This is a genomic window from Pantoea sp. M_9 (genome assembly GCF_008631385.1).
Lineage (GTDB): Bacteria > Pseudomonadota > Gammaproteobacteria > Enterobacterales > Enterobacteriaceae > Pantoea > Pantoea eucrina.
On the sequence record NZ_VWUF01000001.1, the window covers coordinates 139,897 to 159,402 of the forward strand.

A 19,506-nucleotide genomic window follows, 5' to 3' on the forward strand; every position below is an offset into this window, starting at 1 on the left:
TCTAAATAAACATTCGCTATGGTGAGGCACTTTGCCGGAGAGCGTTAACTATTTGGCTGAAAATGTGACTGGTCGCACAGATTGATAGGCTCTGTCTGCCCGGATTGCGTCAGATTTCAGCGTTTTCCAGCATCAGCGCCTGCATGTTGCGCATCTGGGCGGTGGGTTCCCGCAGCGCTGACCAGACGAGCCAGACTTCTGAGCGCGCATCCTGCTCCTCCAGCGGGATCCAGATCAGGTCGGCCAGCCGCGCCCGGGCAAACGCAGCGGGCAATACCGAGATCCCCAGCCCGGTCGCCACCAGTCCCAGAATCGTCATCGCCTCGCCCGCCTCCTGCGTGATAACCGGGCTGACGTGATAGCGATGCAGCAGGGCCAGAATGTCGCCGTAGAGCGCCGTACCGCTCTGCGCGTCAAAGAAGATAAATGGCTCCCCGGTCAGGGCGCGAACGGAGAGGCTGCGGTGCTGCGCCAGCGGATGATCGCGGTGCATCACCGCGTACAGCGGCTCCCGCAGCAGCAGCTGGTAACGCAGATCTGGCGGCAGCGGCGTATTGCGCATCACACCCAGATCGAGCTGGCCATCAAGCAGCGGCGTCAGCTGCTGGCGGGTGTTGTGCTCCTGCATATGAATATGCACTTCCGGCCAGCGCTGACGAAAACGAAACAGCGCATCGGAAACCAGTCCGGTAAACGGGGCTGATGAGGTAAAACCGATGCGCAGTTCGCCCTGCTGCCCCTGATGAATGCGTGCCGCCCGCTCAGCGCTCTGGCTTACCTGCAGCAGAATAGCGCGCGCATCCTGCAGAAAAGCGGCACCGGCCGGCGTCAGCTGTACGCTGCGATTGGTACGCACCAGCAGCCGGGCCTGAATGCTCTGCTCCAGCTGCTGGATCTGCTGGCTGAGCGGCGGCTGAGAAATATTGAGGCGCCGCGCCGCGCGGCCAAAATGCAGCTCCTCAGCGACAGCAATGAAATAGCGCAGGTGACGCAACTCGATAGCCATATTTACAACATATCAGTTGAGAGGATTAATATATTGTACATCTCATTAACGCCTTTCTACAGTAAGTCACTCTCTCTCATTAAGGATATACTGTGAGCCGCCTTACCTCGCTGATATGGCGCAACCCTATCGACGTCACTGCTGACGCCACCCCGTCCCGCATCGGGCGCGGCTCACCGCAGTTCCTGCCGGTGACGCTGGCGCTGTTTTCTGCCGGCCTTGCCACTTTTGCTCTGCTCTACTGCGTTCAGCCTATTCTGCCGGTGCTGTCGCAGCAGTTTGGCATCACGCCGGCGCAAAGCAGCATCTCGCTCTCGCTCTCTACCGGATTGATGGCGCTGGGGCTGCTGGTTACCGGTCCGCTTTCTGACGCTATTGGCCGTAAACCGGTGATGGTAACGGCGCTGATGCTGGGGGCGCTGTGTACGCTGCTGTCGGCGATGATGCAGAGCTGGCACGCCATTCTGCTGATGCGTGCGCTGATCGGCCTGTCGCTCAGCGGCGTGGCCGCCGTCGGCATGACCTATCTGAGCGAAGAGATGCATCCCCGGGTGGTGGCTTTTTCGATGGGACTCTATATCAGCGGTAACTCTATTGGCGGCATGAGCGGCCGTCTGCTCACCGGGGTGATCACCGATCTCTTTTCCTGGCGCATCGCCATTGGCGTCACCGGCTGCTGCTCGCTGGCGGCGGCGCTGATGTTCTGGAAAATCCTGCCCGCCTCGCGTCACTTCCGCCCCGCCTCGCTCCGCCCGCGCCATCTGCTGATCAACTTCCGCCTGCACTGGCGCGATAGCGGGCTGCCGCTGCTGTTTGCCGAGGCCTTTCTGCTGATGGGCGCGTTTGTCACCCTGTTTAACTATATTGGCTATAGGCTGATGAGTGCGCCGTGGACGCTCAGCCAGGCGACAGTAGGATTACTGTCGCTGGTCTATCTTACCGGCTCATGGAGTTCGCCAAAAGCGGGTGCCCTGACCGGCCGCTTTGGGCGCGCGCCGGTGATGCTGAGCGCTATCGCTATTATGCTGGCCGGACTGCTGCTGACGCTGGCCACCACCCTGTGGCTGATCGTTCCCGGCATGCTGCTCTTTACCGCCGGTTTTTTTGCCGCCCACGCCGTTGCCAGCGGCTGGGTGGGCACGCGCGCCCGGCGCGCCCGGGGCCAGGCCTCTTCGCTCTATCTCTTCAGCTACTATGCCGGATCCAGCCTGGCCGGTACGGCGGGCGGCCTGTTCTGGCATAGTTACGGCTGGCCGGGCGTCACGTTGTTTATTACGCTGCTGCTGCTGCTGGCACTGCTCACCGGTTTTCTGCTGCTGCGCCGCCGCCTCTGACCCGCGCTTTTAGCCAGGCGGAGCGCCCCGACGCTCCGCTTTCGCCACCTTTCCCCAGGTCCACCTGAAACAAAACTGCAATTCATCGTTATAATCTTTTCTATTCCAATAATAGTCAGACGTTTTTTTTTTCAGCAATGAGGTGGTTAATGGCGCTTTTTTACTATGTTGATAAACATGCCGGGTATAACAATAATCATGTGGTGCACGCTAAAGGCTGTCCGTTCCTGCCTGCCGACGCGGCGCGACGCTTTCTTGGCACCTTTTATGCTGCGAACGCGGCGATCCAGCAGGCGCGTAAATTCTATCCGGGCGCCATGGGCTGTGAGCACTGCTGCCCGGTGGGCGTAAAAAAAAACCTGACCCCCTGCAATAGCGTGGCCCTGAAACATATGGTGTGACTCTGATAATCCTGGTCTGAAGTCACACTATTATAAAAAGGGTTAGGTCGCCACTCTGTCAGCCCTGAATCCCGCGCTTTTCCCAGACAGCAGCTGATGCCGGTAATAAACAGAGGAATAAAAAACTCTTAGCAGGTTTCCATCTGCCGGTTCATCAGCCACAATAGAGGTAATTTGTGACGCAGATCACCTTTGAGGCGTCTCTGCTCCCGTTAACCTGCTGTCTGACTAATTTGAATTTCATGCAAACTTCTACCGTTTCCCGTAAAACAGCCTGGCTACGCGTTGTCCTGCTGGCCATTGCGGCGTTTGTCTTTAATACCACTGAATTTGTCCCGGTCGGCCTGCTTTCTGATATTGCAGCAAGCTTTACGATGAAAACGGCAGATGTGGGGATCATGCTCACTATTTATGCCTGGGTGGTGGCGCTGCTGTCGCTGCCGCTGATGCTGCTGACGCGCAACGTTGAGCGGCGTCTGCTGCTGGCGGTGCTGTTTATTCTCTTTACCGGCAGCCACGTGCTCTCAGCGTTTGCCTGGGACTTCCGCTCACTGGTGGTGTCGCGTATCGGGATTGCACTCTCACACGCCGTGTTCTGGTCGATCACTGCCTCGCTGGCTATTCGCGTGGCACCGGCGGGTAAGAAAACGCAGGCGCTGAGTATGCTTGCCACCGGAACCGCACTGGCCATGGTTCTGGGGGTGCCTATCGGGCGCGTAATCGGGCAGTATCTCGGCTGGCGCACCACGTTTGGCATGATTGGCCTCTCGGCGCTGGTGCTGATGATCCTGCTGGTGCGCGTATTACCGCGTCTGCCAAGCGAGCACACCGGCTCGCTCAGCAGCGTGCCCATGCTGTTCCGCCGTCCGGCGCTGGTGACGATGTATCTGCTGGTGACGCTGGTGGTCACGGCGCACTACACCGCTTATAGCTATATTGAGCCCTTTATGCAGGTGGTGGCGAACGCGGATGCCAATTTTACCACCCTGCTGCTGCTGCTGTTCGGCTCTGCGGGCATTCTCGGCAGCATTCTGTTCAGTACGCTGGGTAACCGTTTCCCGTCTGCGCTGTTAATCGCTGCTATTGCGCTGATTACGCTCTGTATGGGACTGCTGATTTTTGCAGCGGTGCGCCCGACCGCCATTATCACCCTCTGTATTATCTGGGGCATGGCGATGATGATGATCGGCCTGGCGATGCAGGTTCGCGTGCTGTCACTGGCTCCGGATGCCACCGATGTGGCGATGTCGCTCTTCTCCGGTATTTATAATATCGGTATCGGAGCGGGCGCACTGCTCGGCAGCCAGGTCAGCCAGCATCTGCAGCTCTCAGACGTGGGCAACGTCGGGGCGCTGATAGGGCTTTTCTCGCTGTTCTGGTGCGTGGCGATTTTCCGCCGCTATCCGCAGTTACGCTCTAATGGCTGACTGACCGACCGGCAGCTGCAGGGATGCACGCTGCCGGATCCCGCTTTTTGTATTACGCCTCGCATCCTCTCCGTTTTGCCCTTTATAATCGCACTGACTCTCTCCGCAGGGACCGTTATGAACAGTAAACGAGTAACGCTGATTCTGTCGCGCGCCGTCAGCCACGTCATGCTTGAGGATATCCGGGCGATTGTGCCAGCCGCTGCGCTGAGCGTTTTTATCAATACACTGGATGAAACCCGCTACGCAACGGTTGAGTGCCTGCAGAGCGAAGAGAACTGTGCGCTGCTCGCCTCCGCTATTGTGGTGTGGCGTCAGCTCGGGCAGATTCAGCACATCGACTACCATAAAGGCGATCGCCTGCGGCAGATCGCGGATGCCACGCAGTTTGAACTGTTCAGCATGATGAAAACGCATCGCGCGCTGCTCAGGCTCGCTTAATAAGGATTGCTATGAAGATTGGTTTGCTGTTTCCCATTGCCATTATTGTTGCCGGCGTAACGTTTCTGGCCTGGTTCATCGCCAGCGGCGCAGCGGTGCCGGGGTCGTAAAGCGGCACCGCTGCGGCTGCAGCAGCCGGCGTCAGCGCCTTAACGGATATGCTTCTGGCTAAAGAGCAACGCCGCACCGCTCAGCAGCGACATCGCCATCAGATAATAGCCCGGTGCCAGGCTGCTTCCCGTCCAGCTAATCAGCAGCGTGCAAATCAGGGGCGCGAAGCCGCCAAAGAGGGTAACGGCGACGTTATAGCTGATCGCCATGCCGCTGGCGCGCGTGCCCATCGGAAAGAGATCGGCCATCACTGATGGCACCACGGAGAAGTAGACCGACTTCAGCAGCGCCATCCAGCAGACCAGCAGAATCAGCGTCACCGGCGTGGTATGGTTCGCTAACAGCCGGAACGCCGGCCAGATGGTAACCATTAACAGTATCAGCGATCCCCACATCAGCGGTGCCCGGCCAACGCGCTCCGCCCACAGGCCCATCAGCGGCGTCACCAGCGTCAGGATCACCCCGCCCAGCAGCGTAGCGGTAAAGGCCGCGCTGCCTGAAAGGTGCAGATTTTTGGTCGCCCAGGTTGGCACATAGTTCAGCATGTAGTTAACCGCCGTCGAGATCACCATCAGGCCAATCGCCAGCAGCATCAGCTGCTTCTGGCGCCCGAACAAACGCTTCAGTGGCGCAGGCTCCGGCGGACGGTCGGCAAAGCTTGCGGGTTCGTGCACATGGCGGCGGATATAGAGACCCAGCGGACCAATCAGCAGCCCAAAGGCAAACGGAATGCGCCAGCCCCACGCCTGCATTTCACTTTCGCTCAGCAGCTGCGTCAGCCCCAGTCCAAACGCAGAGGCCATCAGCGTACTGGCTCCCTGGGTCGCGAACTGCCAGCTGGCGATAAAGGCTTTGCGCTCGGGATAGTGCTCTACCAGAAAGGCCGTCGAGCTGCCAAACTCGCCGCCGGCTGAAAATCCCTGAATCAGCCGCGCCACCAGAATCAGCAGCGGCGCCAGCAGCCCGATGTGCGCATAGCCCGGCATAAAAGTGATGATTGCCCCGCCCAGCATCATCAGATTGATTGAGAGCAGCAGCGCCCGCTTGCGTCCGTGGCGATCGGCGTAGTTACCCAGCACGATTGCCCCCAGCGGGCGGATCAGAAACGAAACGCCAAAACTGCCAAAGGTCAGCAGCAGCGAGACCGCCGGATCGCTGACCGGGAAAAACGCGTGGGCAATATAGCTGGCAAAAAAGCCATATACCGCAATATCAAACCACTCCAGGGCGTTGCCGATGCAGGTGGCAAACAGCGTTTTATGCAACGCAGGTTTACTCCCCGCGAGCGTGACGGTCGGGTTCAGGCTGCTCATTGTGCACCTCCTGCTCTGGCTCGATGCCGGGCAATAAGCGCGTCACCCCGCTCGCCCAGATCCCACAGCAGCGCGGTCATGATCTGCAGCCCTTCGCGCGCCACCGGCGTCAGCAGATGCTCATTGACGCCATGCTGCCCGCAGGCCGGATAGGAGTGCGGCACCCAGAGCGTCGGTAATCCCAGAATGTCCGCAAACACATCATTTGGCAGCGATCCGCCCAGGTTCGGCAGCAGCGCCGGGGGCTGCTCACACAGCGCCGTCATGGTATGCATGACCCACTCCACCAGCGGATCGGTCGGATCAAAACGCGTTGCCGGCGATCCGTGCAGCACCTCAACCTTAACGTCGGTAAAGCCTGCGGCGGCAAGGTGAGCGGCGACGTGCTCGCCCAGCCGCTGCCAGTCGGTTCCCACTACAAAGCGCAGCTGACATACCGCCGTGGCGCTGGCGGGGATAGCATTCATCGGGCGAGCCGGGTTACCGGTGATAAAGGTCAGCACTTCCAGCGTGTTCCAGCCATAAAGGCGCTCGGCTGGCGTCAGCCCCGGCTCCCCCCAGTCGCAGGCAAGCGCAGGATCGCCCGGCATGCCGCCCACGCGGATGCTGCTCAGGATCGCACGCACTTCTGGCGTCAGCGAATCAGGCTTCAGCGCGGTGACCTGTAGCTCACCGCGGGCGCTTATCAGGGCTGCGATGGCATGGGCCAGCCGGGTACCGGGATTACTCAACAGGCCGCCCCAGTTACCGGAGTGACAGGCGTTGTCGCGCGCGTTGATGGTGAGACGAAAATTCACCGCGCCGCGTGAGCCGAGAAACAGCGTCGGACGGGGGGCGCTGACGCGCGGTCCGTCTGACGCGATAAAGAGATCGGCCTTCAGCAGCGCCGCCTGTTCCCGGCAGAGTTCCGCCAGGCCCGGCGAGCTGATCTCCTCACCCATTTCAAACAGCAGCTTGCAGTTAAAGCCGAGCCGGCCGCCCCGCGCGTGCCAGACCTGCTCCAGCGCCGCCAGATTTATGCAGTGCTGGCCTTTATTATCCGCGCTGCCGCGCGCATACCAGCGATCGCCCTCTGCCGTCAGCTGCCACGGATCCAGATCGGCGCGCCAGTTTTCATCGTCACCAAAGACCACATCGCCGTGACCATAGCTCAGCAGCGTGGGCAGCGTCGCCGCCTCCATACGGATGGCAACCAGGAACGGCGGCTTATCCGCCAGCGGGTTGGCAATAAAGTGCAGCTCAAAACCGAGCGCGCTCAGCTGCGGGCCAATCTCCTCGCGCAGGTAATGCGCCAGCTGCGGCGCGCGATCCGGCCGCTGACTCTCCGTACGCAGCGCCACGCGTCTCGCCAGCAGCTGCTGAAACTCACCGCTGTCGAAGTAGCGCAGCGCGGCTGATATCGCCCGATCTCGTGTCATGTTTGCATCTCTGTTTGCGTTATTGTGCTGACATAGTTACGAAATCACTGCTTTGCCACAATGATCAATTTATCGAGTATGCTTTGCTTTCACAGCAAAGCTTCCCTGCCCGTTTCTGAGGCATGCACTATCATGAGGCACGTCGATGTTAAGCACTGAACTTCGCTATTTTCTGGTAGTTGCCCGGGAAGGTTCGCTCAGCGCGGCCAGCGCGCAGCTCTACGTGGCCGTTTCCGCTATCAGTCGTCAGATACAGCGGCTGGAGACGCAGGTCGGCACGCCGCTGTTTCAGCGCCACGCGCGCGGGATGGTGCTGACGGAGGCGGGGGAAATCTTTGCGCATCACGCGCGAAAAACGCAGCTCGATATGGCGTATGCCCTGGCGGAAATCAACGGATTACGTGCGATGCGCCGCACGCTGATCCGCGTGGCGTGCACCGATGGTCTGGCGTTCAGCCTGCTGCCGGCGCTGATCGCCGCTTTTCGCGCTAACCACCCGGCCACGCTGTTTGAGGTACAGGTGGCAGACGCACAGGGTGTGGCAGAGCAGCTGCGTCAGGGCGCGTGCGATATTGCGCTGCAGTTCAGCCTGCGTGCTGAACAGGGAGTGGAGGTTATCGGCTCCTGGCCTGCGCCGGTGCTGCTCCTGATGCAGCAGCAGCACCCGCTGGCCGCAGCGTCCGCTATTACGCTGGCGCAGCTCAGCCACTATCCGCTGGCGCTGCCGCAGCAAAATACAACCGTGCGCCAGCTGTTTGAACTGGCGAGCCACATGAGCGGCCAGCTGATTGAGCCGGTGTTAACCTGCGACAACTTCTCGGCGCTGTTTAACTTTCTGCTGCAGACGCCGCAGGCGGTGACCATCTGCAGCGCCTTTACCGTACGCGGCCAGACCGGACGGCATCAGCTCGCCCTGCGGAGCATTAATATCGAACAGCTCAGCCAGCGTACGCTCCAGCTGCAGGCGCAGTCAGGGCGGCCCCGCAGCGCCGCCCTGACCTTGTTCCTCGCGTTCCTGCAGCAGCAGCTGAGCGCAGACGATCCTGCGCTTACTGCTTAATATCGACCGGATAGAAGTTGTGCTTGCCAAACGGATCGACCTGATAGCCGCTGACCGACTTGCGCACCGGTTCAAAAATAGTGGAGTGTGCAATCATGACCGCTGGCATCTGGTCATGCATCATCTGCTGCGCTTCCTGATAGAGCGCAACGCGCCGATCATGATCCTGCTCGGCGCGCGCGGCGGTAATGATTTTCTCAAACGGCTGATAGCACCACTTTGACGAGTTGGAGCCACCATTCGCTGACGTGCAGCTGTAGAGCGGACCAAAGAAGTTATCCGGATCGCCGGTGGCGGTGGTCCAGCCCATCAGCGCCGCCTGATGTTCGCCGGCCTTGACCCGCTTAAGGTATTCGCCCCACTCATAGCTGACGATGCTGGCTTTAATGCCCACCTGCGCCCAGTCCGCCTGAATCATCTCAGCCATCCGGCGCGCGTTGGGATTATAGGGGCGCTGCACCGGCATCGCCCAGAGTGCAATTTCGGTACCGGGTTTAATGCCCGCCTCCTGCAGCAGCGCTTTGGCCTGTTGCGGATCCCAGGCGTAATCTTTCAGCTGCTGATCCGCACTCCAGACGCCAGGCGGCAGAATGTTTTTCGCTACCGTGCCGGTGCCTTTGAAGATGGCGTCAATAATCGCCTGTTTATTGATGGCCATCGCCAGCGCCTGGCGCACCTTCACATTATCCAGCGGCGCTTTGGTGGTGTTAAACGAGAGAAACCCAGTGTTCAGGCCCGACTTCTGCTCCAGCGTCAGATCGGGATTGTTGCGCATCTTGTCGAGATCGGCCGGATTCGGGAATGGCATAACCTGGCACTCATTTTTCTCCAGCTTCGCCAGTCGCACCGAGGCGTCCGGCGTGATCGAGAATATCAGCCGATCCAGTTTTGCTTTGCCCTGCCAGTAAGCCGGGAACGCCTTATACAGAATGCGCGAGTCTTTCTGATACTGCACCAGCTCAAACGGGCCGGTGCCAATCGGCTGCATATCAACCTTTTCCGGCGTGCCCGCCTTCAGCATTTTGTCCGCATACTCGGCGGAGTGAATGGAGGCGAAATACCACGCCAGATCGGCGAGAAAAGGCGCTTCCGGGTGCGCCAGCGTGATACGCACGGTGTGATCATCTACCCGGTCAATAGCGGTGATGAGTTTTGCCAGCTCCAGGCTCTCAAAGTTCGCGTAGTTGCCGCCGGATACAGTGTGATAGGGATTTTTTGCATCCATCTGCCGCATAAAAGAAAAAATCACGTCATCCGCATTGAAGTCGCGTCCCGGCGTGAAGAGTTTATTGCTGTGGAATTTGACACCTTTACGCAGATGGAAGGTGTAAACCCTGCCATCGGGGCTGATCTCCCAGCGTTCTGCCAGCGCAGGCTGTAAATCGGTCGTGCCGGGACGGAAATCCACCAGCCGGTCAAACAGCGGTACGGCGCTGGCATCCACGCTGGTGCCGGAGGTGTAAAGCTGCGGGTTAAAGTTTTCCGGGGAGCCTTCAGAACAGTAAACCAGCGTCTTCGCGGATACGCTGCCCGCCACAGCCACGCCCAGCAGGCTTAACGCCAGTTTGCTCATCATCATTTTCATACTGTTTCTCGCTTTTTATTGACTTATGTTGGTCTGCATCGCTATTTATTTCATTGATAACATGTTTTCACCGCCAGGCGTATCACCTGCGGACCCTTACTGATAAGGAATTGTGATGACAGACCAGCTTGCCCGGGAACTGACCCGGCGGTTTTATCGTTATCTGGCGGTCTCCAGCCAGAGTGATGCAAAGTCCACCACCCTGCCCAGTACGCCCTCTCAGCATGAGATGGCTGCGCTGCTGGCACAGGAGCTGCGCGACCTGGGGCTGCAGCAGGTCGAGATTGACCAGCACGCTACCGTAACCGCCGTTAAGCCCGGCAACACGCCTGGCGCACCCCGTATCGGTTTTATTACCCATATCGATACCGTGGACGTTGGCCTCTCGCCCGATATCCATCCGCAGACGCTGACCTTTACCGGCGACGACCTCTGTCTTAATGCTGAGCAGCAAATCTGGCTGCGCGTGGCGGAACATCCGGAGATCCTGCCTTACCGCGGTCAGGAGATTATTTTCAGCGACGGCACCAGCGTGCTGGGTGCGGATAACAAAGCTGCGGTCAGCGTAGTAATGACGCTCATGGCGAATCTGCAGGGTGCGCATGGCGACGTCGTGGTCGCGTTTGTACCGGACGAAGAGATTGGGCTGCGCGGTGCTAAAGCGCTGGATCTTGAGCGGCGCTTTAACGTCGATTTCGCCTGGACCATCGACTGCTGTGAGCTGGGAGAGGTGGTCTATGAATGCTTCAATGGCGCCAGCGCTGAGCTGGTGTTTAGCGGCGTGCCGGCGCATCCGATGTCAGGGAAAGGGGTGCTGGTCAATCCGCTGCTGATGGCGCATGATTTTATCAGCTGTTTTGACCGTCAGGCGACGCCGGAACAGACCGAGGGCCGCGAAGGCTATATCTGGTTTAACGAGATGCAGGCGAACGCCAGTCAGGCGGTGCTGAAAGCCTCCATTCGTGATTTCGATCTGCAGGGTTTTGCCGCGAAGAAACAGCAGCTGGCAACGGTTGCCGAACAGATTGCCGCCCGCTATCCCACCGGCAAGGTGGCGCTGACAATCGGCGACGTTTACAGCAATATCAGCAATGCGATTGGTGAAGATCGCCGCGCCATCGATCTGCTGTTTGCCGCGCTGGCGCAGGCTGGCGTGACGCCGAAAGTGATCCCGATGCGCGGTGGCACCGATGGCTCTGCGCTGTCAGCGAAAGGTCTGCTGACGCCTAACTTTTTTACCGGCGCGCACAATTTTCATTCGCGCTTTGAGTTTCTGCCGATCCCGTCGTTTGTGAAGTCGTATCAGGTTGCAGAAGCGCTCTGCGCGCTGGCTGCCAGACCGGCCTGACAGAGGGCAGGCATTGCGCCTGCCCGCTCTTTATCAGGGCTGTTTGCTGGCGGTCACGTCGATGCCCGGAAAATATTTGGCTGCCAGCCGGGTCACGGTGCCGTCCGCCTGAACCTTGCTGATAGCTTCATCCAGCGCCGTTTTCAGCTGGCTGTCGCCCTTGCGCAGTCCATAACCGATACCGGTGCCCAGGATGGCGTCATCCTCAACCGGCCCGCCGGCAAAGGCAAAACCTTTCCCCTGCGGCTTGTCCAGGAAGCCGGACTGCCCGGCCGCCGACATCACCAGCGTGCCGTCCAGACGACCGGCGACCATATCGTTATAGACCTGATTCTGATCCTGATAGGACGTTACCGTCACGCCCTGAGGCTCCCAGTGTTTCTTCGCATAGGTCTCCTGAATAGAGCCCTGCAGCACGCCGACCGATTTGCCTTTCAGCGCATCTGCTGAAGGCTGCAGCTTCTCGCCCGCTTTCACAATCAGCATGCTGGGAATACGGTAAATCGGCTTGGTGAAATCGATGCTTTTTGCCCGCGCCTCGGTGATGTTCATCGCGGAGTTAATCGCATCAAACTTTTTCGCCTGCAGCGCCGGGATCAGCGCATCGAAGCTGCTCTCCACCCAGCTGCAAGTGAAGTTGCCGGTTTTACAGATGGCGTTACCCAGCTCAATATCAAAGCCTTCCAGCTCGCCGTGCGCGTTGCGGCTCTCAAACGGCGGGTATTGTGACTCCACGCCATAGCGCAGGCTGGTCTGCGCCAGCGTCTGTGCCGATGCGATCATGCCCAGTGCAATAAACAGCGCGTTCAGTTTTTTCATTATATATCCTCTTTTACCCTGTAACCCGGCAGAGCGCAGCTGCGCCCGCCTCAAGTGTGGCGTCATCTTTTGCAAACGAAAGACGGATTAATCGGTTATCGGTGCCATCTGAATAAAACGCTGAGAGCGGAATGGTCGCCACGCCGTAATCAACGATAAGACGTTTTACCATTTCGCTGTCGCTCTCGTCACTGAAATCGCGAAAGCTCGCCAGCATAAAAAAGGATCCGCTGGCGGGCAGCAGCCTGAACGGTGACGCCTGCAGCAGCGTGGCCAGCCGGTCGCGCTTTGCCTGATAGAGCGCAGCGAGCTGCAGATAGTGCTCCGGCTGCGCAAGATAGCGGGCAAACCCCGCCTGCATCGGCGTGTCTGCCGCGTACATCATGAACTGATGGATCTTGACGATTTCTGCCATGATCGCAGCCGGTGCCAGCGCGTAGCCAACCCGCCAGCCGGTGACGTGAAAGGTTTTGCCAAACGACGAGACGATAACGCTGCGCTGCGCCAGTTCCGGATGGGTCGCCATACCGCAATGCTGACGGCCATCAAACAGAATATGCTCATACACCTCATCTGACAGCACAATAATATCGGTGTTGCGCGTCAGCTGCGCCAGCGCGCTCAGGTCTGCCGGCGTCAGCACCTGTCCGGTCGGGTTATGCGGCGTGTTAATGATGATCATGCGGGTACGCGGTGAGAGACGGGCGCGCACCTCATCCCAGTTAATGGCAAAATCGGGCTGCTGCAGCTTGATCCCTACCGGCGTGGCGCCCTGCAGGCGCACCACCGGCGCATAGCTGTCGAAGGCTGGCTCAAAAAAAATCACTTCATCGCCTGCATGCACCAGAGCTGAAATCGCCATATAGAGTCCCTGGCTGGCGCTGCCGGTGATCAGCACTTCGCTGTCAGCATCATAATGCTGGCCATAAAGCGTGTGCACTTTTTCCGCCAGCGCGTTTTTCAGCGCCGGCAGGCCGGTCATCGGCGCGTACTGATTCTGGCCATCGCGCATCGCCTGCGCCACCAGCTCCACCAGCAGCGGATCGCAGGGAAAATTGGGCGCGCCCTGCGACAGGTTAATCGCCTGATGGCGGGCCGAGAGCTGACCGATCACGCTGAAGATCGTGGTGCCCACATCGGGCTGTTTTGAACAGAGAGAAACTGGCGTGGTGATGCTCATTGCTGCGGCCTCGCTGACTGGCAGAGTAAGATTGAGGGATCAGAACGCTATTCAACGCATAGCGCCTTGAGACGACAAGCGAATTGTCGTCATAATAGCCATGAGAAAATTGCATAGCTGAGGATGTTATGGCCTGTTCTGCCCCTCCCCTGGCGGCGATTAACGCGTTTCTGGTAACGGCGCGCTGTCTTAATCTGACGCATGCGGCGCGCGAGCTGTGCCTGACGCAGAGTGCGGTAAGCCGCAAAATTGCCACGCTGGAAAACTGGCTGGGCTTTGCGCTGTTTCAGCGCCATGCGCGCGGCCTGCGGCTGACTGAACGCGGCGCGGCGCTGCTGCCGGAGCTGCAGCAGAGCTATCAGCAGCTGCTGGCGGTAACGGAACGGGCGCGCCAGCCGTCGCAGACGCTGCGGCTGAAAGCGCCCAGCTGTATTATGCGCTGGCTGCTCCCGCGCCTGATTGCGTTTGAACAGCGCTACCCGGCAACGCATGTCGCGCTGACCACGACCCAGGAGCATCTCTCGCAGCTGGAGGAGTTTGATGCGGCGATTGTTTATGGTCTGCCGCCACCCGATGCGCTGCGGCTGTTTGATGAGCGTCTGACGCCGGTGCTGGCCGCCGGGATGGCGATCCCGCAGCGAATTGAAGAGATGAGCGCGCTGACGTTTCTGCATCCGACGCCAGACCGGCGTGACTGGCAGCACTGGCTGCAGCAGCAGCGGATTGAGCTGGTGATGCAGCGTAATCAGCATTTTGCCACGATGGATCTCGCGATCAGTGCGGCAATACAGGGGTTTGGTATTACGGTGGCGGATATCACGCTGATTGAAAACGATCTGCGGGCGCAGCGTCTGGTGACGCCGTTCCCCGGCAGCGTGGCAACCGGGGCGGCGTACAGTTTACTGCAGCGTCAGGATACGCGCGCCCCGCCGCTGCTTGCTGAGCTGGTGTCGTGGCTCAGCAGCTCTTAAAAAGCGACCCACTCCTCACTGGCTGCAGGTTTCCCCGCCGGGGCAGCGCCAGCCAGCGCCGGACGACGCAGCGGAGCAGCGGAAACCGGCGGCGCATGATGAACCGGCGCGGTGGCAGAGAGGCGGAAACGCGCGACGGAGAGCTGCAGCGCTTCCGTCTGCCGCTCCAGCGCGCTCGCCGCCGCAGAGACCTGCTCAACCAGCGAGGCGTTCTGCTGCGTCACGCTGTCCATCTCCGTCACCGCGGTGCCAACCTGCGAGATCCCTTTGCTCTGCTCTTCGGAGGCTGCGGCGATCTGCTTCATAATTTCGCTGACATCCTGCACGGACGTCAGGATCTGATCCATCGTGGTGCCGGCGCTGCTCACCAGCACGGAGCCTTTGTCCACTCGCTCCACCGAGTCGGCAATCAGGCTGGCAATCTCTTTTGCGGCTCCGGCGCTGCGCTGTGCCAGATTGCGCACCTCGCTGGCCACCACGGCAAAGCCGCGCCCCTGCTCACCGGCACGCGCCGCTTCAACGGCGGCATTGAGCGCCAGAATATTGGTCTGGAAAGCGATGCTGTTAATGACGCTGGTAATCTCAGCAATCTTCTTCGAGCTGCCGGAAATGCCCTGCATCGTGGCAACCACTTCGCCTACCAGCTGACCGCCCTGCTGCGCGGTTCCGGTCGCGGTCTCTGCCAGCGCGCTGGCCTGACGGGCGTTATCGGCGTTGAGTTTTACCGTCGCGGTGAGTTGCTCCATGCTGGCCGCGGTCTGTTCCAGCGCGGCCGCCTGCTCTTCGGTGCGTGAAGAGAGGTCATTGTTGCCGGCGGAAATTTCCGACGCGCCGCGGTAGATATTATCTGTCCCGCTGCGGATAGCGCTGACGGCATCACGCAGGCTCTCCTGCATGGCGCGCAGCAGCGGTATCAGTTTGCCCACGCAGTTGCGGCCTGCATCCTCCATTGGCTGGCTGAGGTCGCCCTGCGCGATCAGCGTAAAGTGCTCGCGGATCCGCGCCAGCGGCCTGACCAGCATGCTCACCAGATACCTGTCCGTAAACAGCAGGATCAGCAGACCTGCCGCCACCGCCATCACAATGATGACTTTGGTCATGCCTGTCAGCCGGTCTACCGTGACCCGGGTTGCATCCAGCTTACTGCCCGCGGACTGATTAAAGATTTCCGCAGTAGCGCCAAACGCACGGCTCAGCGCCGGCGTCACGCCGGTCGCCTGCGCTTTATACGCTTCAGGCGTGCCCTGACGCGCCAGCGCGACCTGCGGCGCAATGCCCTCATCCAGCAATTTCTGCCAGCTGTTGATCACGCTCTGCGCTGTTGCCGGATCCATCGGGCCGGGTGCCATCGCTTTAAACTGATCCAGCTGCGCTTTCATGCTGCTGAGCGCCTGCTCAACGGGGACAAAGGCCTCTGTGCTGATTGCCGCGCCGGCGGTACGGCTCTCCATCACGCGCGACAGACGCGTTACTACCCGAAAATATTGATCGTTACCTTTGCTCAGCACCGTCATCTGATTGACCAGCTGGCGATCAACCTCATTGCCTTTCCCCAGCGAATTCAGCGCATAAACGCTGAACAGACCGACGCCGCACCACAGCAGGCAAAACAGCCCGAGCAGCGCCAGTAAAACCGCGCGAATCGTAAAATTTTTAAAAATACCCATACCTGTTCCCCTGGATTGATACGCGTTATCGCCCGATAAAATCGGGCATATTGCGGTTATCGGCAGCAGGCAGGGAAAATGTAACCGTTTTGTAAGCTAAATAAGCGCCAGCGCAGCGGGGGGAACAACGCGATCGTGCGCCACTCTGCTGCCGGGATCACAGCTGCACGTGGCTGCGCATCATCAGCCGGAACAGGCGCAAACGGCGGCGCATAAAGCGCTTTTTTAACACGGTAGCTGCACGGCCCTGGTCACCAAACGCGAGCGTGACATCCTCTCCGGTGCGCCAGACAGGCCACTCCGTTTCATTGCGGCCGCGCAGGCGATAGCTGAATTCAGTGGCATCTCTGGCAAACGCCACCCAGTATGCGCTTATCTCTGCCGCCAGAGTTTTGTCCGCGGCAGTATAAGGCCGGTTATCGGGCGGCGGCAGCGTCTCCAGCGCGTTAAACACATAGGGGATTTCATTACCGTGCCAGGCGCCGTGCGGATAGAGATCGCGTGCATTTTCAGAAACATAGTCAAACCAGTAGCGCCAGACGGGCATGCCGGTACCGGACTGCGACTGCGCGACCAGCAGCGGCATGACGGTAAATGCCATATCGCGTGCCACCGCGCGTCCCAGCAGCGCATCATCATGAATGTCGTATAACCATTTCAGCAAACGATAGGTGAAGCGGTTCTTTTCGCGCATCTGCAGCAGCACGCCGCGCGCGTCGACACCAAAATAGTTGAGTACGCTCGCTTCATCGCTGTTGCTGCCAATCAGCAGCGGCACGCGATGCTGCCGGCCGGCGATAAAGGTATCGAGCATCGGCTTTGGCAGCACGGCATCCCCGCTGATCGCCACCGGTCCCGGCGCCAGCGGCTGCGCCAGTGACCAGAATGCATCGCCGGGCAGCGCGCGCAGCTGTTCTGCCGTTGCGTTCTCCGGCAGTCCGAAATGGGCGGCGACCTCTGTTCCCTTCTGCCGCGCCTGCTGCTGCGTCAGATCGGGCAGACTGTAGCTGCTCTGGACGATGCCTTTGTGAAACAGCCCTTCTGCCAGCGGTGAACAGCAGAGAGAGAGCACGCTGCGGGCGCCGGACGATTCGCCAAATAAGGTGATGTTGTGACGGTTGCCGCCAAAGGCGGGAATATTGCGCTGGATCCACTGCAGTGCGGCTATCTGGTCGAGCAGCGCAAAGTTATTGACGGTTGCGCCCGCCTTATACTGCGCATCCAGCGCCGGATGTGAGAAAAAACCAAGGTGGCCCAGCCGGTAGTTAAGGGTGACCACCACCACGCCCTGTGCGGCCAGCGCTTTACCCTGATAAGGCTCCAGGCTGCCGGCACCGAGGGTGAAACCACCACCGTGCAGCCAGACCATCACCGGCAGCGGTGCGCCAGGCTCAGGATCGGGGGTCCAGATATTGAGATATAAGCAATCCTCACTGAATGTGCCCGGATCGCCGCCACCGATGCCGATGCAATATGCGCGATTTTGCCAGCTTGCCGCTCCCCACGCGGTCGCGTCGCGTGCGGTTTGCCAGGGGGTAACCGGCTGAGGCGGCCGCCAGCGTAGCGCGCCTGTCGGCGGCGCAGCATAAGGTATCCCCTTGAAAACATAGATGTCATCATCCATCAGGCCGCTGAGCTCGCCTTCTGCTGTCTTGATCCTCAGACGCGGTTCATTTTTCATATCGGGTTCCCTGATAAAGCGTGCCTCATTATTTGCAGCGACCTGATAAATGTCTATGTTCTTAAAGCATTTGCAGATTATGCCGAAACATGACCCGGATCGCTGAACGAGATCATCAAATATTTTGGCTTACTGTTGGCAGGCTGTTTGGTCTATTGTGGCGGGGCTGAATCCGGCAGGTCAGATGAGTTTCATCCTGAACGGGCGGATTTGATCGAATACCAGGCTTACATCGGGGAAAAAGCGTAACCGTTCTGAACGGCGCCGCTGAGCAGAAGCGTATCCGTATACGCGTCTGCCATTATAATGATAAAAAATCGCCGGCTGCTGAAATCATCGCTGATTTCGCTGACCGGCTCTCTGTCATCCCTCATGAATTCCGCAGCGAATCAGACTGCGTTGCTGCATCTGCGCATAGAGCGCCATCTCATCTTTTACTGACGCACCCAGCGCCGCTTCAAACGCTGCCTGACTGGCGTGACCCGCCTCGCGCGTTGTTACCGCATTACCCAGATTAGACTGAAATATGCCCGCCGCGCTGACCGGCAGAAAATCTTCATACACGATAGGTTCTGCCTGCAGCCGGCCGGCCTGCAGCAGGGCTGACACGCTCTCTCCGGCGCGCGGAGGCTGCTGTTCACCGCGCTCCGTCAGACGATAGCGGAACCAGGCGAGCTGCTGCTCGCGCAGCGTCTCTTCATCATCGGGGAAATCACGAAATACCTCACTGAGGCGCTGCTGATGCTGCGCATTATCGCTGCCGGAGCCAGCGGCAGCCAGCAGCCGGTCATAGAGGGCCCGTCCGGCCGGGGTCAGCGCCGCACCGCGCTGCTCTATCTCGCCGAAGCGCGCCGTGTGCGTGCCCGGCGTACCGTCACTGAAATGCACCGCCTCTTCCAGCGCTTTAAAGCTGGTCTGCCGCAGCAGGATCGGAACCTGGCGCCGCGGCGGGCCTTCAATCAGCACTTTTGGCTCAATACCGCGCGACGGCATCAGCGCCTGCACGCGATCGATATCCAGCGTGCGCGGGGTCAGATGGTTAATGTGGCAGCCGCGGAAGCAGACAACGTCAGCGATCAGCCGGTGCTGCTGGCTCAGCGCATGATAGGTTTTGCTGTCCACCGTAGTCTGCGCATGCCAGCGGAACGTTTCCAGCGCCTCGCTGACAAACGCTGCTGCGTCTCTGGCATTGAGGCCGCCCTGCTCCTGATGACGCCGGATAAGCCTGCGGCAGCCGGGCGTAAAGATATCACGCGCGCCGAGTATCGCCATCGCGCGGGCGTGCAGCGCCGGATCGTCAATCAGTTCAGGACGCAGCAGCGATGTGAAAACGCGAAACGGATTGCGGCGCAGCGCAGCCTCGCTCACGGGCCGGAAAGCCGTGGAGTGAACCGGTACGCCCGCCTGGGAGAGATCGTAATAGCCCACCGGCTCCATGCCCATCACGGCAAACATCTCCCGCAGCAGGGAGAGCTCGGCGGCCGTCCCGACCCGGATAGCGCCATGGCGTTCAACGCTCAGCCGCGCCAGCTCATCCGCCGCCGCCAGCCGATCTTTCAGCGCGGGATTCGCTTCCAGGGTGCGTTCATTAACCGCGCTGACCAGCTGCGTCAGCGCGCCATACTGCGGCACTTCCTGCTGATACATGGCCGACATGGCCTGTGAAAATAGCGTACGGATCGCATCAGAGCTGAGAAAATTTTCCATAACAGGGGTCCTGAGCCGGAACAGTGCTGTTACTCTA

17 protein-coding genes are annotated in these 19,506 nt (G+C 59.7%); 8 read left to right on the forward strand and 9 right to left on the reverse strand.

Features of this window, described 5'->3' with window-relative positions; translation table 11 throughout:
* Positions 1–109 precede the first annotated feature (109 nt).
* Positions 110–1,006 carry a LysR family transcriptional regulator gene (locus tag F3I15_RS00575; protein ID WP_150016160.1) on the reverse strand — a complete coding sequence of 299 codons (897 nt, stop codon included), beginning with the start codon at positions 1,004–1,006 and terminating at the stop codon, positions 110–112.
* A gap of 110 nt (positions 1,007–1,116) precedes the next feature.
* Between F3I15_RS00575 and F3I15_RS00580 the strand changes: the two genes are divergently transcribed.
* From F3I15_RS00580 to F3I15_RS00600, 5 genes are all read left to right on the forward strand, one after another.
* A complete protein-coding gene (locus F3I15_RS00580) occupies positions 1,117–2,340 on the forward strand; it encodes an MFS transporter (RefSeq protein WP_370513323.1) in 1,224 nt (407 codons plus the stop codon).
* Positions 2,341–2,489: 149 nt separating this feature from the next.
* Positions 2,490–2,741 (forward strand): hypothetical protein, encoded by a 252-nt coding sequence (locus tag F3I15_RS00585; protein ID WP_150016162.1) that lies wholly within the window; start codon positions 2,490–2,492, stop codon positions 2,739–2,741.
* A 242-nt stretch (positions 2,742–2,983) separates the two neighbouring features.
* Positions 2,984–4,168, forward strand: coding sequence for a sugar transporter (locus F3I15_RS00590; protein WP_150016163.1), 1,185 nt, complete (start codon positions 2,984–2,986; stop codon positions 4,166–4,168).
* 117 nt (positions 4,169–4,285) lie between these two features.
* On the forward strand, positions 4,286–4,609 hold the full coding sequence (locus tag F3I15_RS00595; RefSeq protein ID WP_039384405.1) for a hypothetical protein: 324 nt from the start codon (positions 4,286–4,288) through the stop codon (positions 4,607–4,609).
* An 11-nt stretch (positions 4,610–4,620) separates the two neighbouring features.
* On the forward strand, positions 4,621–4,719 hold the full coding sequence (locus F3I15_RS00600; protein WP_139239671.1) for a YoaK family small membrane protein: 99 nt from the start codon (positions 4,621–4,623) through the stop codon (positions 4,717–4,719).
* 39 nt (positions 4,720–4,758) lie between these two features.
* On the opposite strand, the gene F3I15_RS00605 is transcribed toward F3I15_RS00600, so the two are convergent.
* On the reverse strand, positions 4,759–6,033 hold the full coding sequence (locus F3I15_RS00605; protein WP_150016164.1) for an MFS transporter: 1,275 nt from the start codon (positions 6,031–6,033) through the stop codon (positions 4,759–4,761).
* Positions 6,030–7,451, reverse strand: a complete 1,422-nt coding sequence (locus F3I15_RS00610; protein ID WP_150016165.1) for a M20 family metallopeptidase — start codon at positions 7,449–7,451, stop codon at positions 6,030–6,032. The genes F3I15_RS00605 and F3I15_RS00610 overlap by 4 nt, the downstream gene beginning before the upstream one ends.
* A 145-nt stretch (positions 7,452–7,596) precedes the next feature.
* On the opposite strand from F3I15_RS00610, the gene F3I15_RS00615 reads away from it, so the two are divergent.
* Positions 7,597–8,511, forward strand: a complete 915-nt coding sequence (locus F3I15_RS00615; protein ID WP_150016166.1) for a LysR family transcriptional regulator — start codon at positions 7,597–7,599, stop codon at positions 8,509–8,511.
* On the opposite strand, the gene F3I15_RS00620 is transcribed toward F3I15_RS00615, so the two are convergent.
* A complete protein-coding gene (locus tag F3I15_RS00620; protein WP_190314895.1) occupies positions 8,501–10,087 on the reverse strand; it encodes an ABC transporter substrate-binding protein in 1,587 nt (528 codons plus the stop codon). The two genes, F3I15_RS00615 and F3I15_RS00620, sit on opposite strands and share 11 nt — an antisense overlap.
* A 124-nt stretch (positions 10,088–10,211) precedes the next feature.
* Here F3I15_RS00620 and pepT point away from each other — a divergent pair, with 124 nt between their 5' ends.
* Positions 10,212–11,444, forward strand: coding sequence for a peptidase T (gene pepT, locus F3I15_RS00625; protein ID WP_094110915.1), 1,233 nt, complete (start codon positions 10,212–10,214; stop codon positions 11,442–11,444).
* Positions 11,445–11,477: 33 nt separating this feature from the next.
* On the opposite strand, the gene F3I15_RS00630 is transcribed toward pepT, so the two are convergent.
* Together F3I15_RS00630 and F3I15_RS00635 are read right to left on the reverse strand one after the other, a co-directional pair.
* Entirely contained in the window at positions 11,478–12,263 is a 786-nt protein-coding gene (locus tag F3I15_RS00630; protein ID WP_150016168.1) for a transporter substrate-binding domain-containing protein, read from the reverse strand.
* Positions 12,264–12,276: 13 nt separating this feature from the next.
* Positions 12,277–13,443, reverse strand: a complete 1,167-nt coding sequence (locus tag F3I15_RS00635) for a methionine aminotransferase (RefSeq protein WP_150016169.1) — start codon at positions 13,441–13,443, stop codon at positions 12,277–12,279.
* Positions 13,444–13,571: 128 nt separating this feature from the next.
* Here F3I15_RS00635 and F3I15_RS00640 point away from each other — a divergent pair, with 128 nt between their 5' ends.
* Complete coding sequence (locus F3I15_RS00640; protein WP_150016170.1) at positions 13,572–14,414, forward strand: LysR substrate-binding domain-containing protein; 843 nt, start codon at positions 13,572–13,574, stop codon at positions 14,412–14,414.
* Here the strand turns inward: F3I15_RS00640 and F3I15_RS00645 are convergent.
* The 3 genes from F3I15_RS00645 to F3I15_RS00655 all read right to left on the reverse strand — a co-directional run bounded on the left by F3I15_RS00645 (position 14,411) and on the right by F3I15_RS00655 (position 19,469).
* A complete protein-coding gene (locus tag F3I15_RS00645; protein ID WP_150016171.1) occupies positions 14,411–16,081 on the reverse strand; it encodes a methyl-accepting chemotaxis protein in 1,671 nt (556 codons plus the stop codon). The genes F3I15_RS00640 and F3I15_RS00645 overlap by 4 nt on opposite strands.
* A gap of 157 nt (positions 16,082–16,238) precedes the next feature.
* Positions 16,239–17,762 carry a carboxylesterase/lipase family protein gene (locus F3I15_RS00650; protein WP_150016172.1) on the reverse strand — a complete coding sequence of 508 codons (1,524 nt, stop codon included), beginning with the start codon at positions 17,760–17,762 and terminating at the stop codon, positions 16,239–16,241.
* Positions 17,763–18,125: 363 nt separating this feature from the next.
* On the reverse strand, positions 18,126–19,469 hold the full coding sequence (locus tag F3I15_RS00655) for a VOC family protein (protein WP_150016173.1): 1,344 nt from the start codon (positions 19,467–19,469) through the stop codon (positions 18,126–18,128).
* Between the last annotated feature and the right edge of the window lie 37 nt (positions 19,470–19,506).

Bases quoted from the DNA above. Each gene is read 5' to 3' on its own strand.
- F3I15_RS00655 (WP_150016173.1), bottom strand. From the start codon at position 19,469: ATGGAAAATTTTCTCAGCTCTGATGCGATCCGTACGCTATTTTCACAG.
- F3I15_RS00600 (WP_139239671.1), top strand. From the start codon at position 4,621: ATGAAGATTGGTTTGCTGTTTCCCATTGCCATTATTGTTGCCGGCGTA.
- F3I15_RS00635 (WP_150016169.1), bottom strand. From the start codon at position 13,443: ATGAGCATCACCACGCCAGTTTCTCTCTGTTCAAAACAGCCCGATGTG.
- F3I15_RS00640 (WP_150016170.1), top strand. From the start codon at position 13,572: ATGGCCTGTTCTGCCCCTCCCCTGGCGGCGATTAACGCGTTTCTGGTA.
- F3I15_RS00605 (WP_150016164.1), bottom strand. From the start codon at position 6,033: ATGAGCAGCCTGAACCCGACCGTCACGCTCGCGGGGAGTAAACCTGCG.
- F3I15_RS00595 (WP_039384405.1), top strand. From the start codon at position 4,286: ATGAACAGTAAACGAGTAACGCTGATTCTGTCGCGCGCCGTCAGCCAC.
- F3I15_RS00650 (WP_150016172.1), bottom strand. From the start codon at position 17,762: ATGAAAAATGAACCGCGTCTGAGGATCAAGACAGCAGAAGGCGAGCTC.
- pepT (WP_094110915.1), top strand. From the start codon at position 10,212: ATGACAGACCAGCTTGCCCGGGAACTGACCCGGCGGTTTTATCGTTAT.
- F3I15_RS00630 (WP_150016168.1), bottom strand. From the start codon at position 12,263: ATGAAAAAACTGAACGCGCTGTTTATTGCACTGGGCATGATCGCATCG.
- F3I15_RS00575 (WP_150016160.1), bottom strand. From the start codon at position 1,006: ATGGCTATCGAGTTGCGTCACCTGCGCTATTTCATTGCTGTCGCTGAG.
- F3I15_RS00615 (WP_150016166.1), top strand. From the start codon at position 7,597: ATGTTAAGCACTGAACTTCGCTATTTTCTGGTAGTTGCCCGGGAAGGT.
- F3I15_RS00585 (WP_150016162.1), top strand. From the start codon at position 2,490: ATGGCGCTTTTTTACTATGTTGATAAACATGCCGGGTATAACAATAAT.
- F3I15_RS00620 (WP_190314895.1), bottom strand. From the start codon at position 10,087: ATGATGAGCAAACTGGCGTTAAGCCTGCTGGGCGTGGCTGTGGCGGGC.
- F3I15_RS00590 (WP_150016163.1), top strand. From the start codon at position 2,984: ATGCAAACTTCTACCGTTTCCCGTAAAACAGCCTGGCTACGCGTTGTC.
- F3I15_RS00610 (WP_150016165.1), bottom strand. From the start codon at position 7,451: ATGACACGAGATCGGGCGATATCAGCCGCGCTGCGCTACTTCGACAGC.
- F3I15_RS00645 (WP_150016171.1), bottom strand. From the start codon at position 16,081: ATGGGTATTTTTAAAAATTTTACGATTCGCGCGGTTTTACTGGCGCTG.